This is a genomic window from Lysobacter humi (ex Lee et al. 2017) (assembly GCF_054781815.1).
The window spans coordinates 171,036-188,575 of record NZ_BAAGTR010000009.1 but is presented as its reverse complement, the minus strand read 5'-3'; the positions used below and the strand labels follow the sequence as shown (position 1 = coordinate 188,575).

The 17,540-nt window shown below is 68.5% G+C and carries 13 protein-coding genes and 5 tRNA genes; 6 read left to right on the top strand and 12 right to left on the bottom strand.

Features of this window, described 5'->3' with window-relative positions; genetic code table 11:
- Positions 1-8: 8 nt before the first annotated feature.
- The 9 genes from lon to ACYVJJ_RS07705 form a co-directional block, all read right to left on the bottom strand.
- Positions 9-2,441 carry an endopeptidase La gene (gene lon / locus ACYVJJ_RS07745; RefSeq protein WP_460832476.1) on the bottom strand — a complete coding sequence of 811 codons (2,433 nt, stop codon included), beginning with the start codon at positions 2,439-2,441 and terminating at the stop codon, positions 9-11.
- 344 nt (positions 2,442-2,785) lie between these two features.
- Positions 2,786-4,075, bottom strand: coding sequence for an ATP-dependent Clp protease ATP-binding subunit ClpX (clpX, locus tag ACYVJJ_RS07740; RefSeq protein WP_460832475.1), 1,290 nt, complete (start codon positions 4,073-4,075; stop codon positions 2,786-2,788).
- A gap of 153 nt (positions 4,076-4,228) precedes the next feature.
- Positions 4,229-4,855 carry an ATP-dependent Clp endopeptidase proteolytic subunit ClpP gene (gene clpP / locus ACYVJJ_RS07735; RefSeq protein WP_460832474.1) on the bottom strand — a complete coding sequence of 209 codons (627 nt, stop codon included), beginning with the start codon at positions 4,853-4,855 and terminating at the stop codon, positions 4,229-4,231.
- Between the two features lie 80 nt (positions 4,856-4,935).
- A complete protein-coding gene (gene tig, locus ACYVJJ_RS07730; protein WP_460832472.1) occupies positions 4,936-6,234 on the bottom strand; it encodes a trigger factor in 1,299 nt (432 codons plus the stop codon).
- Between the two features lie 379 nt (positions 6,235-6,613).
- Positions 6,614-6,698: transfer RNA gene (locus tag ACYVJJ_RS07725), tRNA-Leu, on the bottom strand.
- Positions 6,699-6,757: 59 nt separating this feature from the next.
- Positions 6,758-6,833, bottom strand: a tRNA-Lys gene (locus tag ACYVJJ_RS07720).
- 53 nt (positions 6,834-6,886) lie between these two features.
- Positions 6,887-6,963, bottom strand: a tRNA-His gene (locus ACYVJJ_RS07715).
- A gap of 114 nt (positions 6,964-7,077) precedes the next feature.
- Positions 7,078-7,151 (bottom strand) — tRNA-Arg (locus ACYVJJ_RS07710).
- A 35-nt stretch (positions 7,152-7,186) separates the two neighbouring features.
- A tRNA-Pro gene (locus ACYVJJ_RS07705) sits at positions 7,187-7,263 on the bottom strand.
- Between the two features lie 132 nt (positions 7,264-7,395).
- On the opposite strand from ACYVJJ_RS07705, the gene ACYVJJ_RS07700 reads away from it, so the two are divergent.
- A complete protein-coding gene (locus ACYVJJ_RS07700) occupies positions 7,396-8,154 on the top strand; it encodes a Bax inhibitor-1/YccA family protein (RefSeq protein WP_460832471.1) in 759 nt (252 codons plus the stop codon).
- Positions 8,155-8,217: 63 nt separating this feature from the next.
- Here ACYVJJ_RS07700 and ACYVJJ_RS07695 read toward each other — a convergent pair whose 3' ends face one another.
- The 3 genes from ACYVJJ_RS07695 to grxC all read right to left on the bottom strand — a co-directional run bounded on the left by ACYVJJ_RS07695 (position 8,218) and on the right by grxC (position 10,061).
- Positions 8,218-9,225, bottom strand: a complete 1,008-nt coding sequence (locus ACYVJJ_RS07695) for an isocitrate dehydrogenase (RefSeq protein WP_460832469.1) — start codon at positions 9,223-9,225, stop codon at positions 8,218-8,220.
- Between the two features lie 126 nt (positions 9,226-9,351).
- A complete protein-coding gene (locus ACYVJJ_RS07690; protein WP_460832468.1) occupies positions 9,352-9,744 on the bottom strand; it encodes a carboxymuconolactone decarboxylase family protein in 393 nt (130 codons plus the stop codon).
- Complete coding sequence (gene grxC, locus ACYVJJ_RS07685) at positions 9,741-10,061, bottom strand: glutaredoxin 3 (protein ID WP_460833336.1); 321 nt, start codon at positions 10,059-10,061, stop codon at positions 9,741-9,743. The genes ACYVJJ_RS07690 and grxC overlap by 4 nt, the downstream gene beginning before the upstream one ends.
- A gap of 79 nt (positions 10,062-10,140) precedes the next feature.
- Here grxC and ACYVJJ_RS07680 point away from each other — a divergent pair, with 79 nt between their 5' ends.
- The 5 genes from ACYVJJ_RS07680 (at position 10,141) to ACYVJJ_RS07660 (ending at position 17,525) form a co-directional block, all read left to right on the top strand.
- Positions 10,141-11,769 (top strand): M48 family metalloprotease, encoded by a 1,629-nt coding sequence (locus ACYVJJ_RS07680; RefSeq protein WP_460832467.1) that lies wholly within the window; start codon positions 10,141-10,143, stop codon positions 11,767-11,769.
- A gap of 74 nt (positions 11,770-11,843) precedes the next feature.
- The gene (gene phoB, locus ACYVJJ_RS07675; RefSeq protein WP_460832465.1) at positions 11,844-12,551 is read left to right on the top strand and encodes a phosphate regulon transcriptional regulator PhoB; all 708 of its coding nucleotides are present in this window, start codon (positions 11,844-11,846) and stop codon (positions 12,549-12,551) included.
- A gap of 41 nt (positions 12,552-12,592) precedes the next feature.
- Positions 12,593-13,927, top strand: coding sequence for a phosphate regulon sensor histidine kinase PhoR (gene phoR / locus ACYVJJ_RS07670; RefSeq protein WP_460832464.1), 1,335 nt, complete (start codon positions 12,593-12,595; stop codon positions 13,925-13,927).
- Complete coding sequence (gene ppk1 / locus ACYVJJ_RS07665; RefSeq protein WP_460832463.1) at positions 13,924-15,999, top strand: polyphosphate kinase 1; 2,076 nt, start codon at positions 13,924-13,926, stop codon at positions 15,997-15,999. The genes phoR and ppk1 overlap by 4 nt, the downstream gene beginning before the upstream one ends.
- A complete protein-coding gene (locus tag ACYVJJ_RS07660; RefSeq protein ID WP_460832462.1) occupies positions 15,996-17,525 on the top strand; it encodes a Ppx/GppA phosphatase family protein in 1,530 nt (509 codons plus the stop codon). The genes ppk1 and ACYVJJ_RS07660 overlap by 4 nt, the downstream gene beginning before the upstream one ends.
- Positions 17,526-17,540 lie beyond the last annotated feature (15 nt).

Genomic DNA, 17,540 nt, shown 5'->3' with positions numbered 1-17,540 from the left:
GAAATCGGTCAGTGCGTGATCTCGACCGGCGGGGTCGTCGACACCGGCGCCTCGTGGACGGGCATCTCCTCGGGCACCGGGACCGGCGCGGCAGCCGGCGTCACCGGACGCTCGAGCGCGATGTCGAGCACCTCGTCCACCCACTTCACCGGAATGATCTTCAGGCCCTTGGTGACCGACTTCGGCATGTCGACGAGGTCCTTCTTGTTCTCGTCCGGGATGATCACCGTCTTGATGCCGCCGCGCAGTGCGGCGAGCAGCTTCTCGCGCAGTCCACCGATCGCGAGGACGCGGCCGCGCAGTGTGACCTCGCCCGTCATGGCGACATCCGCCTTGATCGGATTCCGGCTGAGCAGCGAGACGAGCGCAGTCACCATCGCGATGCCCGCCGACGGCCCGTCCTTCGGCACGGCGCCCTCGGGCACGTGCACGTGCAGGTCGTGCTTGGTCAGGAAGTCGATGTCGATGCCGAGCCGCTCGGCGCGTCCACGCACGACCGACAAGGCCGCCGACGCCGACTCCTTCATCACGTCGCCGAGCTGGCCGGTGAGCAGCATCGCGCCCTTGCCGGGTGCGAGCGCCGCCTCGATCTGCATCAGGTCGCCGCCGACCTGCGTCCACGCGAGGCCCGTGACGAGCCCGACCTCGTTCTGCTCTTCCGCGCGACCGAAGTCGAACTGCTGCACCCCGAGATACTTCTCGAGATTCTTCGGGTTCACGACGACCGGGTTCTTCCGCACCTTGGCGCCCGCGAGCGCGAGTTCCTTCACTACCTTTCGGCAGATTTTCGCGACCTGGCGCTCGAGGTTGCGCACGCCCGATTCGCGCGTGTAATAGCGGATCGTGTCACGCAGCGCGTCGTCGGTAACGCGGATCTCGTCCTCGCGCAGGCCATTCGCCTTGATCTGCTTGGGCAGCAGGTAGCGCTCGGCGATGTTGAGCTTCTCCTCTTCCGTGTAGCCCGGAATGCGGATGACTTCCATGCGGTCGAGCAGCGGACCGGGGATGTTCAGTGAATTCGACGTCGCGACGAACATCACTTCCGACAGGTCGAGGTCGACTTCCAGGTAATGATCGTTGAACGCGCTGTTCTGCTCGGGATCGAGCACCTCGAGCAGCGCGGACGACGGGTCGCCCCGGAAGTCCATCGCCATCTTGTCGATCTCGTCGAGCACGAAGAGCGCGTTCTTGCTGCCGACCTTGTTGAGGTTCTGCACGATGCGCCCGGGCATCGAGCCGACATAGGTGCGGCGATGCCCGCGGATCTCGGCCTCGTCGCGCACGCCGCCCAGCGACATGCGCACGAACTTGCGGTTGGTCGCCTTTGCGATCGACTGGCCGAGCGACGTCTTGCCCACGCCCGGCGGACCGACGAGGCACAGGATCGGCCCGCGCATCTTCTGCACGCGCGTCTGCACCGCGAGGTATTCGAGGATGCGCTCCTTGACCTTCTCGAGGCCGAAGTGGTCGGCATCGAGCACGTCCTGCGCCACCTTGAGGTCCTTGCGGACCTTGGTCTTCTTCTTCCATGGCACGCCGAGCAGCCAGTCGAGGTAGTTGCGCACCACCGCGGACTCGGCCGACATCGGCGACATCTGCTTGAGCTTGTTCAGCTCGGACTTCGCCTTGGCCTCCACCGCCTTCGGCATGCCCGCCTCGGCGATCTTGCGCGCGTACTCGTCGATGTCGTTCGGCGCATCGTCGAGTTCGCCCAGCTCCTTCTGGATCGCCTTCATCTGCTCGTTGAGGTAGTACTCGCGCTGGCTGCGCTCCATCTGCGACTTCACGCGGCCGCGGATCCGCTTCTCCAGCTGCTGCACGTCGATCTCGCCGTCGACGAAGCCGACCAGCATCTCCAGGCGCGCACCGATGCCGTGTGTCTCGAGCAGCCGCTGCTTCTCTGAGATGCGCACGGACAGGTGGGCGGCGATGGTGTCGGCCAGGCGGCCGGGCTCGTCGATGCCCGAAAGCGTCTGCATCAGCTCCGGCGGCAGCTTGCGGTTGGATTTCACGTACTGCTCGAACAGGCCGAGCAGCGTGCGGGTGATGGCCTCGAGTTCGCGCTCGTCGCGATCGCCGTCCTGGTCGATGACCTTCGCCCGACCGACCAGCGCGCCGTTCTTCTCGACGACCTTGTCCACCTTCGCGCGCGAGACGCCCTCGACCAGCACCTTGATCGTGCCGTCGGGCAGCTTCAGCAGCTGAAGCACGTGCGCGAGGGTGCCCACCGAGTACAGGTCGCTGCCGGCCGGGTCGTCCACGTCGGCCGACTTCTGCGCCACCAGCAGGATTCGCTTGTCGGCTTCCATCGCGGCGTCGAGCGCGCGGATGGACTTGTCACGGCCCACGAACAGCGGGATGACCATGTGGGGGAAAACCACGACGTCGCGGAGCGGCAGGACCGCCAGGTCCAGGGTCTCGCGGGCGGTGGATTCGGTCATTGAGGTGCTCCCGGGATCATGGCTGCAGTCCAGCATGGCGCTGCGGCCGAAAAAGGTGCGTGGAGACGCGTGTTCCCGCCCTAAATGGGGCTCGGCCGGGATGTTGCAAGCGTCGTACCACCCCTGCCGACGTCGCCAAGTGACTGAATCATCGGGCCAACGATGCAAGCGGCCGCGGAATTCCGTCGCGGGTGCCGGGCCCATGCGGCATCACTGCGACGAGGCCTGTGATGCGGCTTACGACCCTACCGCATGGCCGGATGCGTGGGGGCGTATCCCATCGGCCGGCCAAACGACAGCGGGCGGCCGAAGCCGCCCGCCGGGGTTCACGCGAGGGATTACCCTTACTCGCCCGATGCGGCCTTGGCCTGCGGCGCGGGCGGGTTCTGGTAGATCAGGTACGGCTCGGCCCTGTGCTCGATCACCGTCTCGTCCACCACCACCTTGCTGACGTTCTCGACGGACGGCAGGTCGTACATGGTGTCCAGCAGCACCTGCTCGACGATGGTGCGCAGGCCACGCGCGCCGGTCTTGCGCTTGAGCGCCTTCTTGGCGATGGCCGAGAGCGCGTCGGGGCGGAACTCGAGCTCCACGCCCTCCATCTCGAACAGCTTCTTGAACTGCTTGGTGATCGCGTTCTTGGGCTCGGTGAGGATCTTCACCAGCGCCGGCTCGTCGAGCTCCTCGAGCGTCGCGATGACCGGCAGGCGGCCCACGAACTCCGGGATCAGGCCGAACTTGATCAGATCCTCCGGCTCGACTTCCGCCAGCACCTTGCCGATGTCGGCCTTGCGCTCGGAGCTCTTGACCTTCGCGCCGAAGCCGATGCCGCCGGAGTCCGTGCTGCGCTGCTGGATGATCTTGTCGAGGCCGGCAAACGCGCCACCGACGATGAACAGGATGTTGCGCGTGTCCACCTGCAGGAATTCCTGCTGCGGATGCTTGCGCCCGCCCTGCGGCGGCACCGAGGCGACCGTGCCCTCGATCAGCTTGAGCAGCGCCTGCTGCACGCCCTCGCCCGAGACGTCGCGGGTGATCGACGGGTTGTCGGACTTGCGCGAGATCTTGTCGATCTCGTCGATGTAGACGATGCCCTGCTGCGCCTTCTCGACGTCGTAGTCGCACTTCTGCAGCAGCTTCTGGATGATGTTCTCGACGTCCTCGCCGACGTAGCCGGCCTCGGTGAGGGTCGTCGCGTCCGCCATCGTGAACGGCACGTTGAGCAGGCGCGCCAGCGTCTCCGCGAGCAGCGTCTTGCCGGAGCCCGTCGGGCCGACCAGCAGGATGTTCGACTTGGCCAGCTCGACGTCGTCGTTGCGCTGGCGGCTCTCGATCCGCTTGTAATGGTTGTAGACGGCCACGGCGAGCGTCCGCTTGGCGCGCTGCTGGCCGATCACGTACTGGTCGAGGACCTCGAGGATCTCCTTGGGCTTCGGGAGGTGGCTGCGCGTGGACTGCGCCTTCTCCTGGAGTTCCTCGCGGATGATGTCGTTGCAAAGCTCCACGCATTCATCGCAGATGAATACGCTCGGGCCGGCGATGAGCTTGCGCACCTCGTGCTGGCTCTTCCCGCAGAACGAGCAGTAGAGGATCTTGCTGCTTTCGCCCGTGCGGCCCTGTCGGTCGTCGCTCATGTTCTGCCTGGCTGATACGGATAGCGCGGCATGCAGGGCATGCCGCTGAATGGCGGCCCGAGGATAGCACAGGCCTCCCGGCGCCCTTCCGGGGCCGGAGGCCATGGATCCGGGGTTCTGTGAAGGCGGTCCGGCCGCTCGCCGGAACCGCCGTCAGCTGGCCTGGATGGAGTCTTCGGGACGGCGCTCGAGCACCTGGTCCACGAGGCCGTATTCCTTCGACGCCTGCGCGCTCTTGAAGTTGTCGCGCTCGGTGTCGCGGGCGATGGTCTCGATCGCCTGGCCGGTATGCTTGGCGAGGATCTCGTTCAGCTTGTGGCGCAGCGTCAGGATCTCGCGGGCATGGATGTCGATGTCCGATGCCTGGCCCTGGAACCCGCCGAGCGGCTGGTGGATCATCACGCGCGCATTCGGCAGCGCATAGCGCTTGCCGGCCGCACCCGATGCCAGCAGCAACGCGCCCATCGAGGCCGCCTGGCCGACGCAGATCGTGCTCACGTCCGGCTTGATGTACTGCATGGTGTCGTAGATCGCCATGCCGGCCGTGACCACGCCACCGGGCGAGTTGATGTAGAGGTTGATGTCCTTCTCAGGGTTCTCTGCCTCGAGGAAGAGCATCTGGGCGACGATCACGTTCGCCATGTGGTCGTCGATCGGACCGACCAGGAAGATCACCCTCTCCTTCAGGAGGCGCGAATAGATGTCGTACGCGCGCTCGCCGCGGCTGGTCTGTTCGACCACCATCGGCACGAGGTTCAGGGCTTGGGTGCGGTTGTCCATGTAATCGGTGAATCCGTGGGGAAGTGCGGTCCGGTCAAAGGTGAGGCCGACCGGACCGCAACGCAAGCCCCGGGCCCCGCTTACTGGCGGATCGCCTCGGCGAAGCTCAGCCGCTCTTCAGTGTGCTCGGCGCGCTCGGCGATCCAGTCGATCACCTGCTCCTCCATCACGCGGTTCTGCAGTCCCTGCATGAGGTTCTGGTCGTTGCGGTAGAGCTCGATGACCTGCTGCGGCTCCTCGTACGTGGAGGCGATCAGGCGCATCGTCTCGTTCACGCGACGCGGGTCGAGCTTGAGGTCGTTCCGGCGGGCCACCTCGCCCACGAGCAAGCCGACCAGCACGCGCTTGCGCGCCGGCTCCATCATCTGCTCGAGCAGGCCTTCGGGCAGGTCGCCCTGATGGCCCTGGCGACGGGCATTCTCGAGCGCCTGCTGGGCGAGCGAGCGGGCTTCGTTCTCGACCAGGCGACGCGGCAGCTCGACATGCTCGTAGGCCGCGACCAGCTGCTCGCCGACTTCCTTGCGGAGGCGATTCATCAGCGCACCCTTGAGCTCGCGCTCGAGGTTCAGGCGGATGTCGGCGCGGAACTGCTCGGCATCGCCGCTCTTCACGCCGAAGCTGCGAATGAATTCCGCGTCGACCTCGGGCATCACCGGCTCGGCGATGCGGGTCGCGGTGATGTTCACCTGCACGTTGCGGCCCGCGAACTCCTGCACGCGCCAGTCGGCCGGGAAGTCGACGTCGAACTGCTTGCTTTCGCCGGCGGTCATGCCGACCAGCGCCTGCTCGATCGCCTCGAGCATCATGCCCGAGCCGATCACGTCGGCACCGCGCTCCACGCCCTCGGCGGGCACGCGCTGCTCGCCGGCCTGCGACCACGTTTCGAACTCGACCATATCGCCCGCCTGCGCGCCACGCTCGGCGGTCTGCCAGCTGCGGCGCTGCATGCGCAGGTTCTCGATCATCGTGTCGATGTCGGCGTCGGTCACGTCCGCGACGTGGCGGACGACCTTGAGCTTGGCGACGTCGATGTCGCCGAAGTCCGGCACGACCTCGAAGTCGGCAACGAACGCGATCTTGCCGTCGTCGCCCTGCGTCGGCTGGATCTGCGGATTGCCCGCGATCTGCAGCGAGTTCTCGCGCACCGCCGTGCGGAAGCTGTCGCCGAGCATGCGGTCGAGGATCTCGGAGCGAACCTGCTGGCCGTAGCGCTGCTCGATGACCTTCGTCGGCACCTTGCCCGGACGGAAGCCCTTGATCTTGGCGCCGCGCGCGATCTCCCGCAGGCGCGCCGAGACGGCCGTCTCGAGCTCGTCGGCCGGGAGGCTCAGGGTCATGCGGCGCTCGAGATTGCCGACGGATTCGACCGAAACTTGCATATCCACTCCTGCGACCGCGGCCATGCCACGGCTCGTATCTGTCTGACGGGTCGGGGCGGACTGCCGGTCGGCGCCGCCGCGTTAAAGGAACGCGATAGTTTGGCGGATCGGGCGGTGTGGCGCCACCGGGGCCGTGTGCGGTGCCGGGCTGTCGCCGTCGAGCCGCCACCCCGGGTCGCGGGCTGTGCCGACAAGGGCGGCTGGTGTTCAGCGGTGGGCGGCACATATCGCCGGGCATTGGCGGTGTCAGGGGACGGTGTAGCCGGGGCGCGGCGATCCGCGTCGGTTCTGTCCGTCCGCGCCCGGCAGTCCGCAAGCGGGTGACGCAGGGCGTGACGACGCCTTGTCCGTGCGCAGCGGCGTGCGGATCAACCTGGCGTGGTGCGAAAGGCGGGACTCGAACCCGCACGCCTTGCGGCGCTGGAACCTAAATCCAGTGCGTCTACCAGTTCCGCCACTTTCGCGATCGAGCTACAGGGAACCCCAAACAAAAAAGCACCCGGCGGACCGGGTGCTTCGGAGGTGGTGGGCCGTCAAGGATTCGAACCTTGGACCTATTGATTAAGAGTCAACTGCTCTACCAACTGAGCTAACGGCCCGTACTGCGAAGTTTACCAGCAATCCCGCGCGAAACAAGCGCGAAAGAGCAAATTGGGGTGGCTGAGGGGACTCGAACCCCCGACATCTGGAATCACAATCCAGTACTCTAACCAGCTGAGCTACAGCCACCATAAAGCGTTGTGGCGACGGCCAAGAAGCGGCAGTACACCGTTACCCGGTAAAACGACGCGCTGCGCGCGTCCTCGTTCGCTGGCGCCTTCGACCCGACCCGACCCGACGGAGCGCGCCCGGCAGGAATCGAACCTGCAACCACCGGCTTAGAAGGCCGGTGCTCTATCCGGTTGAGCTACGGGCGCAAGGCTGAGCCGAACCGTAACGACAACTGCCGGGATGGTCGGGGCAGAGGGATTCGAACCCCCGACCCTCTGGTCCCAAACCAGATGCGCTACCAGACTGCGCTATGCCCCGGCCGGTACTTCCGTGGCGCGCCAGCGCTGCGAAAGGTCCGTCATTCTCGTAGGCGGTGCGCATGGTGTCAATGCGGACGCCGGCACCATGGCCGGCTATCCTCGCGCCAGCCTCTTTCGACAAGGAATCGCCATGCGCAGCGGCAACCCCGCCCTGAAGGAATCCACCTTCCTCGACCTTGGGACCGGCACGGTCGTCCAGGGGTCGAGCGGAGCGATGAGCCTCAACGGCACGGTCAACAAGACCGCCTTCCTGCTGGTCCTCACCCTCGCCGCGGCGCTGTACCCGTGGAGCCGCTACTTCGCCAACCCCGCGGACGCCGGCGTCATGGGTCTGGCGATGGTGGGTGCGATCGGCGGGCTCGTCGTGGCCATCGCCACGGTCTTCAAGAAGACCTGGGCGCCGGTCACAGCACCGCTCTACGCGCTGCTGGAAGGCCTCTTCATCGGTGCGATCTCCGCCGTGTTCGAGGCGAAGTTCCCGGGCATCGTGATGCAGGCGGTCACCCTCACGTTCGGCACGCTCGGCGCGCTCCTGCTCGCCTACCGCAGCGGCCTGATCCGTGCGACGGAGAACTTCAAGCTCGGCGTCTTCGCCGCGACGGGAGGCATCGCGCTGCTCTACCTGATCAACATGGGCATGCGCCTGTTCGGCTTCGAGGGGATGGCCTTCATCCACGAGAGCGGGACGATGGGCATCCTGTTCTCGCTTTTCGTGGTCGTGATCGCCGCGCTGAACTTGGTGCTCGACTTCGACTTCATCGAGAGTGGCGTGGAAGCGCGCGCACCGAAGTACATGGAGTGGTACGCCGCGTTCGGCCTGCTGGTAACGCTGGTGTGGCTGTACCTCGAGATCCTGCGCCTGCTCTCGAAGCTCCAGTCGCGCGACTGACCTCGGCGCCGCGCAACGAAAAAGGCCGCCCGAGGGCGGCCTTTTTCCTGGCAGACGTGCGCCTCAGATGCGGCGTGCGATCGCCTGCGCGAACGACATCGTGTTGCCGGTGCCGCCGAGGTCGGGCGTGAGCGAGTCCTTTTCCTCGAGCGTCTGCACGATCGCCTTGCGCAGGCGTTCGGCCTCCTCGCACTTGCAGAGGTGGTCGAGCATCTGCGCTGCGCCGAGCAGCAGCGCGCATGGATTCGCCTTGCCCTGGCCGGCGATGTCCGGCGCCGTGCCGTGCACGGCCTCGAAGATCGCCGCGTCGGTGCCGATGTTGGCGCCCGGGGCGAGGCCGAGGCCGCCGACGAGACCGGCGCAGAGGTCGGAGATGATGTCGCCGAAGAGGTTCGTGGTCACGATGACGTCGAACTGCTCGGGCTTCATGACCAGCTGCATGCAGCAGTTGTCCACGATCATCTCGTTGCACTCGATGTCGGGGTATTCCTGCGCCACGAGGCGGGCCGTCTTCAGGAAGAGGCCCGACGTCGACTTCAGGATGTTCGCCTTGTGGACGACGGTGACCTTCTTGCGGCCGGTGCGGCGCGCGAGGTCGAAGGCGTAGCGCACGATGCGCTCCGAGCCGCGGCGGGTGACCTTCTGCTGCAGCACGGCCGTCTCGCCATCCTCGGACACCGACTGGCCCTCGCCGATGTAGGCGCCCTCGGTGTTCTCGCGCACGGTGACGAGGTCGACGCCGGTCGGAAACCGCGACTTCGTGTTCGGGAACGACTTCGCGGGCCGGACGTTCGCATACAGGTCGAAGCGCTTGCGCAGCTCGACATTGATCGAGCTGAAGCCCTCGCCGACCGGCGTGGTCAGCGGGCTCTTGAGCGCGATGCGCGTGCGGCGGATCGAGTCCATCGTGGACGCGGGCAGCAGCTCGCCATGCTTCTCGAGCGCGACGATGCCGGCGTCGGCGTACTCGTACTGCAGGCCCAGGTTCATCGAATCCAGGACGTGCAGGGTGGCGTCCATGATTTCCGGGCCGATGCCGTCGCCGCGGATGACCGTGATGGTTTGCGTCATGAGAATTTCCGGCTGGTGGGCGCCGGCCGCTTGACCGTACGGCGCCGGATGAACAGCCGGGCATTATGCCGGAAGGGCCTGCGGGACGCCCTTGGACGGACGTCCCGGTTTCCGGATGCGGCCGCTTCAGCCGTGGTCGTGGGCCGCGGGCGCCGCCTCGCCCTGTTCCAGTCGGTCGAGGAAGTCCACCGCGCGGCGCATGTGCGGGATCACGATCGAGCCGCCGACGACGAGCCCCACCGAGAAGGCCTCGAACATCTCGTCGCGGTTCACGCCGGCCTCCTTGCACTGCGCGACGTGGTAGGCGATGCAATCGTCGCAGCGCAGGACCATCGACGCCACGAGGCCGAGCAGTTCCTTGGTCTTCACGTCGAGCGCGCCGGCCTGGTAGGTCTGCGTGTCGAGCGCGAAGAAGCGGCGTACGACCTGGTTCGGCTCGGCGAGGATCCGCTCGTTCATGCGCTTGCGGAAGGCGGTGAACTCGGCGACGCGGTCCTTCTCGGTGCCCGACCCGCTCATGCCCGGCCCTCCAGCAGGGGCTCGAGGCCACCGGCGCGGTGCAGCGCGATCATGTCGTCGTAGCCACCGACATGCGTGTCGTTGATGAAGATCTGCGGGACGCTGGTCCGTCCGGTGGCCTCCGTCATCTTCCTGCGCTGCTCGGGCTCCAGGTCGACACGGACTTCCGACCAGGTCTGCCCCTTGCTGTGCAGGAAGTTCTTTGCCGCCACGCAGTAGGGGCAGACGGCCGTGGTGTAGATCACGATGTTCGCGGGGGTGGTCAAAACGGGGCTCCGGCTGGGATCGCCGGGACTATGGCGGCCGCACTGCCGCATTTCCAGCCCCGCGCGCGGAACACTGCGAGATCCGCGCGGTCGAAGGTTCACTTAACCGGCGATTCACGCCTGCGGGCCCATGAACGGGCATGCTCGCGGCGCCGTCCGCGGCCGCTCTACGGGGACTTCCGTGCTTCGAACCCAACTGCTGACCGCCCTCCTCGTCGCCCTCGCCGGCCTGCCGCTGGCCGCTGCGCAGGAGACGCGCCTGCCGGAGATCGGCTCGTCGGCCGCGCGCCTGATCACGCCGGCGGAGGAGGCCGAGTACGGCCGGATGCTGATCGCGCAGCTTCGGCACTACGACTACCTGCTCGAGGATCCGCTGCTCGACAGCTGGCTCGACACGCTCGGCCACCGGCTCGCGGGCGCGAGCGACGATGCGCGTCGCAGCTATCGCTTCTTCATGCTGCGCGAGCGGCAGATCAACGCGTTCGCGACGCTCGGCGGGCACGTCGGCGTCAATGCCGGGCTGGTCCTCGCGGCCGATCGCGAGGACGAGGTCGCCGGCGTGCTCGCGCACGAGGTCGCGCACGTCACGCAGGAGCACGTGCTGCGCAGCGTGGAACGCGCGCAGCGCGACCAGCTGCCCATGCTGCTCGCGATGCTCGGCGCGATCGCGGTCTCGCAGCGCACCGGCGGCAATTCGGGCGACGACGCGGGCAATGCGGTGATCGCCGCGGCGGTCGGCATCGCGCAGCAGCGCCAGATCAACTACACGCGCTCGAACGAGTCCGAGGCCGACCGCATCGGCATGCAGACGCTCGTGCGCAGCCGCTTCGACCCGACCGGCATGGCGGACTTCTTCGCCAAGCTGCAGGCCCGCTCGCGCAGCAATGCCGCGAGCCTGTACGGGGAGACGCCGGACTACCTGCGCAGCCATCCGGTGACCACCACGCGAATCACCGAAGCCAAGGAACGCGCGGAGCGCATCGCCCGCTCGCCGCAGCCGGCGTTCGAGACGCGTGCCGCGGACAATCCGCTGCTGCCGGGCGGCCTCGTGTTCGGCGCCACGGCACCCAACGGCGGCGCGACCGGCCTGTTCGACGTGGCCCGCGAGCGGCTCCGGGTGATGAGCGCGCTCACGCCGGCGGCGGCCGTCAAGGAATACGAGGACATCAAGCGTGCGCGGGCACTGAAGCCGGCCGAGCGATACGGCCTGGCTGTCGCCCACCTTCAGGCCGGACAGGCACGGCAGGCGCGACCGCTGCTCGAGGCGCTCGTCGGCGAGCGGCCGCAGGACACCTGGCTACAGCTCGGGCTCGCGGAGGCCGAAGCCGCATCCGGCGACGGCGCGGCCGCGGACGCCCGCCTGGAACGGCTCCTGCGCCAAGCCCCGACGAGCCGGCCCATCGTGCTGACCTATGCGCGGATCCTCGGCGAGCGCAGCGGCGCGAACGCCGGCAAGCGTGCGCAGGCGATCCTGCGGCCACTGCTGCCCGTCTCGGGCGACGACGCCGTCTTCCAGAAGCTCTTCGCCCGGGCGAGCGAGATGGCGGGCGACACGGTGCGCGCCGGCGAGGCCCATGCCGAGGCCGCCTACCTGAGCGGCCGCCCGGAGATGGCGCTCGTCCAGCTCAATACGCTCAAGCGACGCGAGGACGTCGACTACTACGCCCGCGCCCGGATCGACGCGCGCATCGCGGCGATCACGCCGACCGTGCTCGAGCTCAAGCGCCAGGGCATCCGCGATCCGGACGTCGAGCGCTGACCGGCTGTCACGGACCTGTAACCGAACGGTAGTGTAGTGCCGGCTGACTGGACTCCCTGCCCCGCGGTGACCGCGTGCACAAGCGCATCCTGATCGTCGAGGACGAACCCGCGATCCGCGACATGGTCGCCTTCGCCCTGCGCAAGGGCGAGTTCGACCCCGTGCACGCCGGCGACGCCCGGCAGGCGCAGGAGGCCATCGCCGACCGCGTGCCCGACCTGATCCTGCTCGACTGGATGCTGCCCGGCACGAGCGGGCTGGAGCTCGCGCGGCGCTGGCGGCGCGACGCGCTCACCCGCGAGGTGCCGATCATCATGCTGACGGCGCGCGGCGAGGAGAACGATCGCGTCGGTGGGCTCGAGGCGGGCGTCGACGACTACGTGGTCAAGCCGTTCTCTGCGCGCGAGCTGCTCGCCCGAATCCGCGCGGTCCTGCGGCGCTCGCGCGAGGACGACGAGGACGGCAGCATCGCCGTCGGCCCGCTGCGCATCGACGGTGCGGCGCATCGCGTGCACGCCCGCTCCGACGCCGGCGAGCAGCCGGTGCAGATCGGTCCGACCGAATACCGCCTGCTGCACTTCTTCATGACCCACCCCGACCGCGTCTATTCGCGCACGCAGTTGCTCGACCATGTCTGGGGCGGCAGCGTCTACGTCGAGGAACGCACCATCGACGTGCACATCCGGCGCCTGCGCAAGACGCTCGAGCCGCACGCGCTCGACGGCATGGTGCAGACCGTGCGTGGCGCCGGCTACCGCTTCTCGGCATCGGCGGACGCCTGAGCCGGTCGCGGTCGCGGCAGCGGCCGCCCTACACTGCCGCCATGCTCGCGCCCCACGACCGCATCTGGCTGCGCACCCTGGGCCAGCTCCTGCTGCTCGGGGGCCTCGGGCTGCTCGCCGGTGCCCTCGCTCGCGCGCCGTGGGCGGGCCTCGCGCTCGGCGCGATCGGCGGGCTGGCGCTGCAGCTGTGGCAGCTGCGCCGGCTGATGGCCCGCCTCGCCTCGCACCGGCGCACGCCGTCCACGCAGGTGACCGGCGCGTGGGCCGAGGTCGACCGCCTGCTCGACCGCCGCCATGCCGATGCACGTCGCCGTCGGCGGCGGCTGGTCGAAATGCTGCGCGCCTATCGCGCCGCGGCCGCGGTGTTGCCCGACGCCGTCGTCATCGTCGACCGGCTGAGCCAGCGCATCGTCTGGTTCAACCCGGCGGGCACGCGGCTGCTCGGGCTGCGCCATCCCGACGACCTCGGCCAGCCACTGGTCGAGCGCCTGCAGCCGCTGCCCATGGCGCGCTGGCTCGCGCAGGGGCGCAATGCCGAGCCGCTAGAGGTCGACTCGCCGCTGCAGCCGGGCACGACGCTCAGCCTCAAGCTGCTGCCCTACTCGGACGACCTGTGGCTGCTGCTCGCGCGCGACGTCACCCGCCTGCTGCAGCTCGAGCAGATGCGCCGTGATTTCGTCGCCAACGTCTCGCACGAACTGCGCACGCCGCTGACCGTCCTTCACGGCTACCTCGACATGCTCGATCCGGACGACCAGCCGGAATGGGCCCCGATGATCGAGGAGATGCAGCGCCAGTCGCAGCGGATGACGCGCCTCGTCGAGGACCTGCTCGCGCTGTCGCGCCTGGAGGCGCGCGATGAATTGCCGTCGGAGGAGGTCGTGCCGATGGCCGGCATGCTCGCGGCGCTGCGGCGCGAGGCCGTGGCACTGAGCCAGGGGCGGCACGAGGTGCTGGTCGAGGACGAGGCCGGCGTCGACCTGTGCGGTTCGCCGCCCGAGCTGCACAGCGCGTTCTCGAACCTCGTCGCCAATGCGGTGCGCTACACGCCGGAGGGTGGCGCCGTGCGTATCCGTTTCCTGTGCGAGCGAGATGCCGACGGCGGCCCCGGCGTGGCGCTCGCCGTCAGCGACACCGGCTTCGGCATCCCCGCCGCGCATCTGCCGCGCATCACCGAGCGCTTCTACCGCGTGTCCAACAGCCGCTCGCGCGAGAGTGGCGGCACCGGGCTCGGGCTGTCGATCGTCAAGCACGTGCTGCACCTGCACCAGGCCCGGCTGGAGATCACCAGCGAGGTCGGCGCGGGCAGCACGTTCTCCTGTCATTTCGCCGCCGCGCGGGTCCGTCCGCGGCAGGCCGTGGAGCACATCGCATGAGCAACGAAGCCGCGGGCGAGGACCTGCTGCGCGATCCGTCGCTGTACTTCAACCGCGAGCTGTCGCAGCTCGATTTCAACTTCCGCGTGCTCGCGCAGGCGCAGGATCCTTCCGTCCCCCTGCTCGAACGCCTGCGCTACCTGTGCATCAGCTGCACGAACCTCGACGAGTTCTTCGAGATCCGTGCCGGCACGCTGCAGCACGCCGAGGAACTCGGCCTCGCGGCGGGACCGGACGGGCTGGTCCCCGCGGCCACGCTCGCGCGTATCCACGACCGCGCGGCCGAGCTCGTCGCGCAGCAGTACGAATGCTGGAACGACGTGCTGCGGCCGGCGCTCGGCGAGGCCGGCGTCCGCGTGCTGCATCGCGATGCCTGGAGCACCGCGCAGGCCGACTGGCTGCGTGGCTATTTCCGCGACGAGATCCTGCCGGTGCTGTCGCCGCTGGGGCTCGACCCGGCGCATCCGTTCCCGAAGATCCTCAACAAGTCGCTCAACATCGTGGTCGTGCTCGAGGGCCGCGATGCCTTCGGGCGCGCCGGGCACCTGGCGATCGTGCGCGCGCCACGCTCGCTCTCGCGCATCATCCAGCTGCCCGAGGCGGTCTCGGGCGGGCCGAACGACTTCGTCTTCCTCTCCGCGGTGCTGTCGGCCTTCGTCGACGAGCTCTTCCCCGGCATGACGGTCAAGGGCGCCTACCAGTTCCGCGTGACGCGCAATTCGGAGCTCCTCGTCGACGAGGAGGAGGTCGAGAACCTCGCGCTCGCCCTGAAGGACGAGCTCCTCGGCCGCGGCTACATGCGCGCCGTCCGGCTGGAAATCGCCGAGCAGTGCCCGCCCGAGATCGTGACGACGCTGCTGCAGAACTTCGGATTGCCGCAGTCGGCGGTGTACCGGATCAACGGGCCGGTCAACCTCAACCGCGTCATCCAGATCTACGACCTCGTGCGGCGACCGGACCTCAAGTTCCCGCCGTTCACCCCACGCATCCCCGCCGGCCTCGACACGATCTTCGAGACCGTCGCCTCGCGCGACATGGTGCTGCACCACCCGTTCGACTCGTTCTCCCCGGTGCTGGAGCTGATCCGGCAGGCCGCGGAAGACCCGAACGTGCTCGCGATCAAGCAGACGCTCTACCGCGCCGGCAAGGACTCGCCGATCGTCGAGCACCTGATCCAGGCCGCGCGCAACGGCAAGGACGTGACCGTGGTGGTCGAATTGCGCGCCCGCTTCGACGAGGAGGCGAACCTCGGCCTCGCCGACCGCCTGCAGGCCGCGGGCGTGCAGGTGGTCTACGGCGTGGTGGGCTACAAGACGCACGCGAAGATGCTCCTCATCGTGCGGCGCGAAGGGAGCAGGCTCTGCCGCTACGTGCACCTCGCCACCGGCAACTACCACTCGGGTACGGCGCGTGCCTACACGGACATCGGGCTGATCACGGCCGACGCCGACATCGGCCACGACGTGCACCTGATCTTCCAGCAGATCTCAGGGCTCGCGCCGTCGCTCGAGCTGCGCCGCATGCTGCAGGCCCCGTTCACCCTGCACAGCGGCATCCTGATGCGCATCGAGCGCGAGGCCCGCAATGCGAAGGCGGGACTGCCGGCGCGCATCATCGCCAAGATGAACGCGCTCAACGAGCCCCAGGTGATCCGTGCGCTGTACCGTGCCTCGCAGGCGGGCGTGCGGATCGACCTTATCGTGCGCGGCGCCTGCTCGCTGCGGCCCGGAGTGCCGGGCATCTCCGAGAACATCCGCGTGCGCTCGATCGTCGGGCGCTTCCTCGAGCACAGCCGCGTGTACTGGTTCTGCAACGGCGGCGAGGGGGAGCTGATGTGCGGCAGCGCGGACTGGCTCGAGCGCAACCTGCTGCGTCGCGTGGAGACCGGCTTCTCGATCATCGATCCGCGCGTGGCGCGGCGCATCTTCGAGGAAGCGCTTGAGAACTACGTCGACGACAACTGCAATGCCTGGGAACTGCGGGCCGACGGGCAGTACGCGCGCGTCGAGCGCGGGCCCGACGAGCGCGCCCATTCGGCGCAGTTGCGCCTGCTCGGCAAGATCTGCGGATGAATGGTCTCCTGCACACCGCGCGGTTGCCGCTGAAGGACGGCGACCTGCTGGCCGCGGTCGATCTCGGCTCCAACAGCTTCCACATGGTCGTGGCGAGCTACGTGCTCGGGCAGCTGCGCGTCGTCGACCGCATCAAGGAGACGGTGCGCCTCGCCGAAGGCCTGGATGCGAAGGGCGGGCTGAGCGCGCCGGTGCGCGACCGCGCCTTCGAGTGCCTTGCGCGCTTCGGGCAGCGGCTTCGCGACATCCCACCGCAGCAGGTTCGCGCGATCGCGACCAACACCGTACGCCGGCTCGCGATGCCCCAGAGCTTCCTGATGCCGGCGGAGAGCGCGCTCGGGCACCCGATCGAGGTCGTTGCCGGCCGCGAGGAAGCGCGCCTGGTCTACCTCGGCGTGGCGCACGAGCAACCGCCCAAGCCCGGTCAGCTGCGGCTGGTCATCGACATCGGGGGCGGCTCGACGGAATTCATCATCGGCAGCGGCTTCGAGGCGATCGAGCGCGAGAGCGTGCAGGCCGGCGCGATCGCCACCACGCGTCGCTTCTTCGCCGATGGCGAGCTCAGTCGCAAGCGCTGGAAGGCCGCGGTTGCGGAAGTCAGCGCGGAGTTCCAGCAGTTCGGGGGGACGTATCGGGCGCTGGGCTGGGACGAGGCGCTCGGCTCGTCGGGCACGGCGAAGGCGATCGGCGAGATCTGCGCCGAGATGAAGCTCACCAAGGGCGCGATCACCGCCGAAGCGCTGCCGGTGGTGCGCGATCGCCTGCTGCAGGCCGACCGGATTGCCGACATCGACCTGCCCGGCCTGTCCGGCGAGCGCCGACCGATCATCGCCGGCGGCCTCGTGGTGATGGAAGCCGCCTTCGAGGCGCTCGGCCTGCAGCGCGTCGCGGTCAGCAAGGCGGCCATGCGCGAAGGCGTGCTCTACGACATGCTCGGCCGCGGCGGCGAGTTCGATCCGCGCGACGCCTCGGTGACCGCGCTGGTGGAGCGTTACGGCATCGACCGCGGCCAGGCCGAGCGCGTCGAGACCACGGCGCTGCGCCTTTTCGACCAGGTCGCCACGGCGTGGTCGCTCGATGCCGACGACCGGCTGATGCTCATGCGTGCGGCACGCCTGCACGAGCTGGGGCTGGCAATCGCGCACAGCCAGTACCATGTGCACGGCGCTTACGTGATCGAGCATTCCGACATCGCCGGTTTCTCGCGGCAGCAGCAGCAGTTCCTCGCGGCGCTGGTTCGCACGCATCGCCGGCGCATCCCGAAGTCGGCCTTCGATGCCCTGCCCGACCGCCTGCTCGCCTCTGCGCGGCGCCTCGCGGCGTTGCTGCGCGTGGCCGTGCTGCTGCATCGGGGCCACGACCCCGAGCCGATCCCGCAGCTGGGTGCGCGGGGTGAGCCCCAGCGACTTGTGGTGACGCTCTCGCGCCGCTGGTACGAGGCCCGTCCGCTCCTGCGGGCGGACCTCGGCGGCGAGACGCCCTACATGGAGGCCCTCGGCATCGAACTGCAGGTCGAGGCCGAGTAGCCCGACGCGGAAGGC

Excerpts from the sequence above, each read along its gene's own strand:
- lon (WP_460832476.1), bottom strand. The coding sequence starts at position 2,441 with ATGACCGAATCCACCGCCCGCGAGACCCTGGACCTGGCGGTCCTGCCG.
- clpX (WP_460832475.1), bottom strand. The coding sequence starts at position 4,075 with ATGAGCGACGACCGACAGGGCCGCACGGGCGAAAGCAGCAAGATCCTC.
- clpP (WP_460832474.1), bottom strand. The coding sequence starts at position 4,855 with ATGGACAACCGCACCCAAGCCCTGAACCTCGTGCCGATGGTGGTCGAA.
- tig (WP_460832472.1), bottom strand. The coding sequence starts at position 6,234 with ATGCAAGTTTCGGTCGAATCCGTCGGCAATCTCGAGCGCCGCATGACC.
- ACYVJJ_RS07700 (WP_460832471.1), top strand. The coding sequence starts at position 7,396 with ATGCGCAGCGGCAACCCCGCCCTGAAGGAATCCACCTTCCTCGACCTT.
- ACYVJJ_RS07695 (WP_460832469.1), bottom strand. The coding sequence starts at position 9,225 with ATGACGCAAACCATCACGGTCATCCGCGGCGACGGCATCGGCCCGGAA.
- ACYVJJ_RS07690 (WP_460832468.1), bottom strand. The coding sequence starts at position 9,744 with ATGAGCGGGTCGGGCACCGAGAAGGACCGCGTCGCCGAGTTCACCGCC.
- grxC (WP_460833336.1), bottom strand. The coding sequence starts at position 10,061 with ATGCGGCAGTGCGGCCGCCATAGTCCCGGCGATCCCAGCCGGAGCCCC.
- ACYVJJ_RS07680 (WP_460832467.1), top strand. The coding sequence starts at position 10,141 with ATGAACGGGCATGCTCGCGGCGCCGTCCGCGGCCGCTCTACGGGGACT.
- phoR (WP_460832464.1), top strand. The coding sequence starts at position 12,593 with ATGCTCGCGCCCCACGACCGCATCTGGCTGCGCACCCTGGGCCAGCTC.
- ppk1 (WP_460832463.1), top strand. The coding sequence starts at position 13,924 with ATGAGCAACGAAGCCGCGGGCGAGGACCTGCTGCGCGATCCGTCGCTG.
- ACYVJJ_RS07660 (WP_460832462.1), top strand. The coding sequence starts at position 15,996 with ATGAATGGTCTCCTGCACACCGCGCGGTTGCCGCTGAAGGACGGCGAC.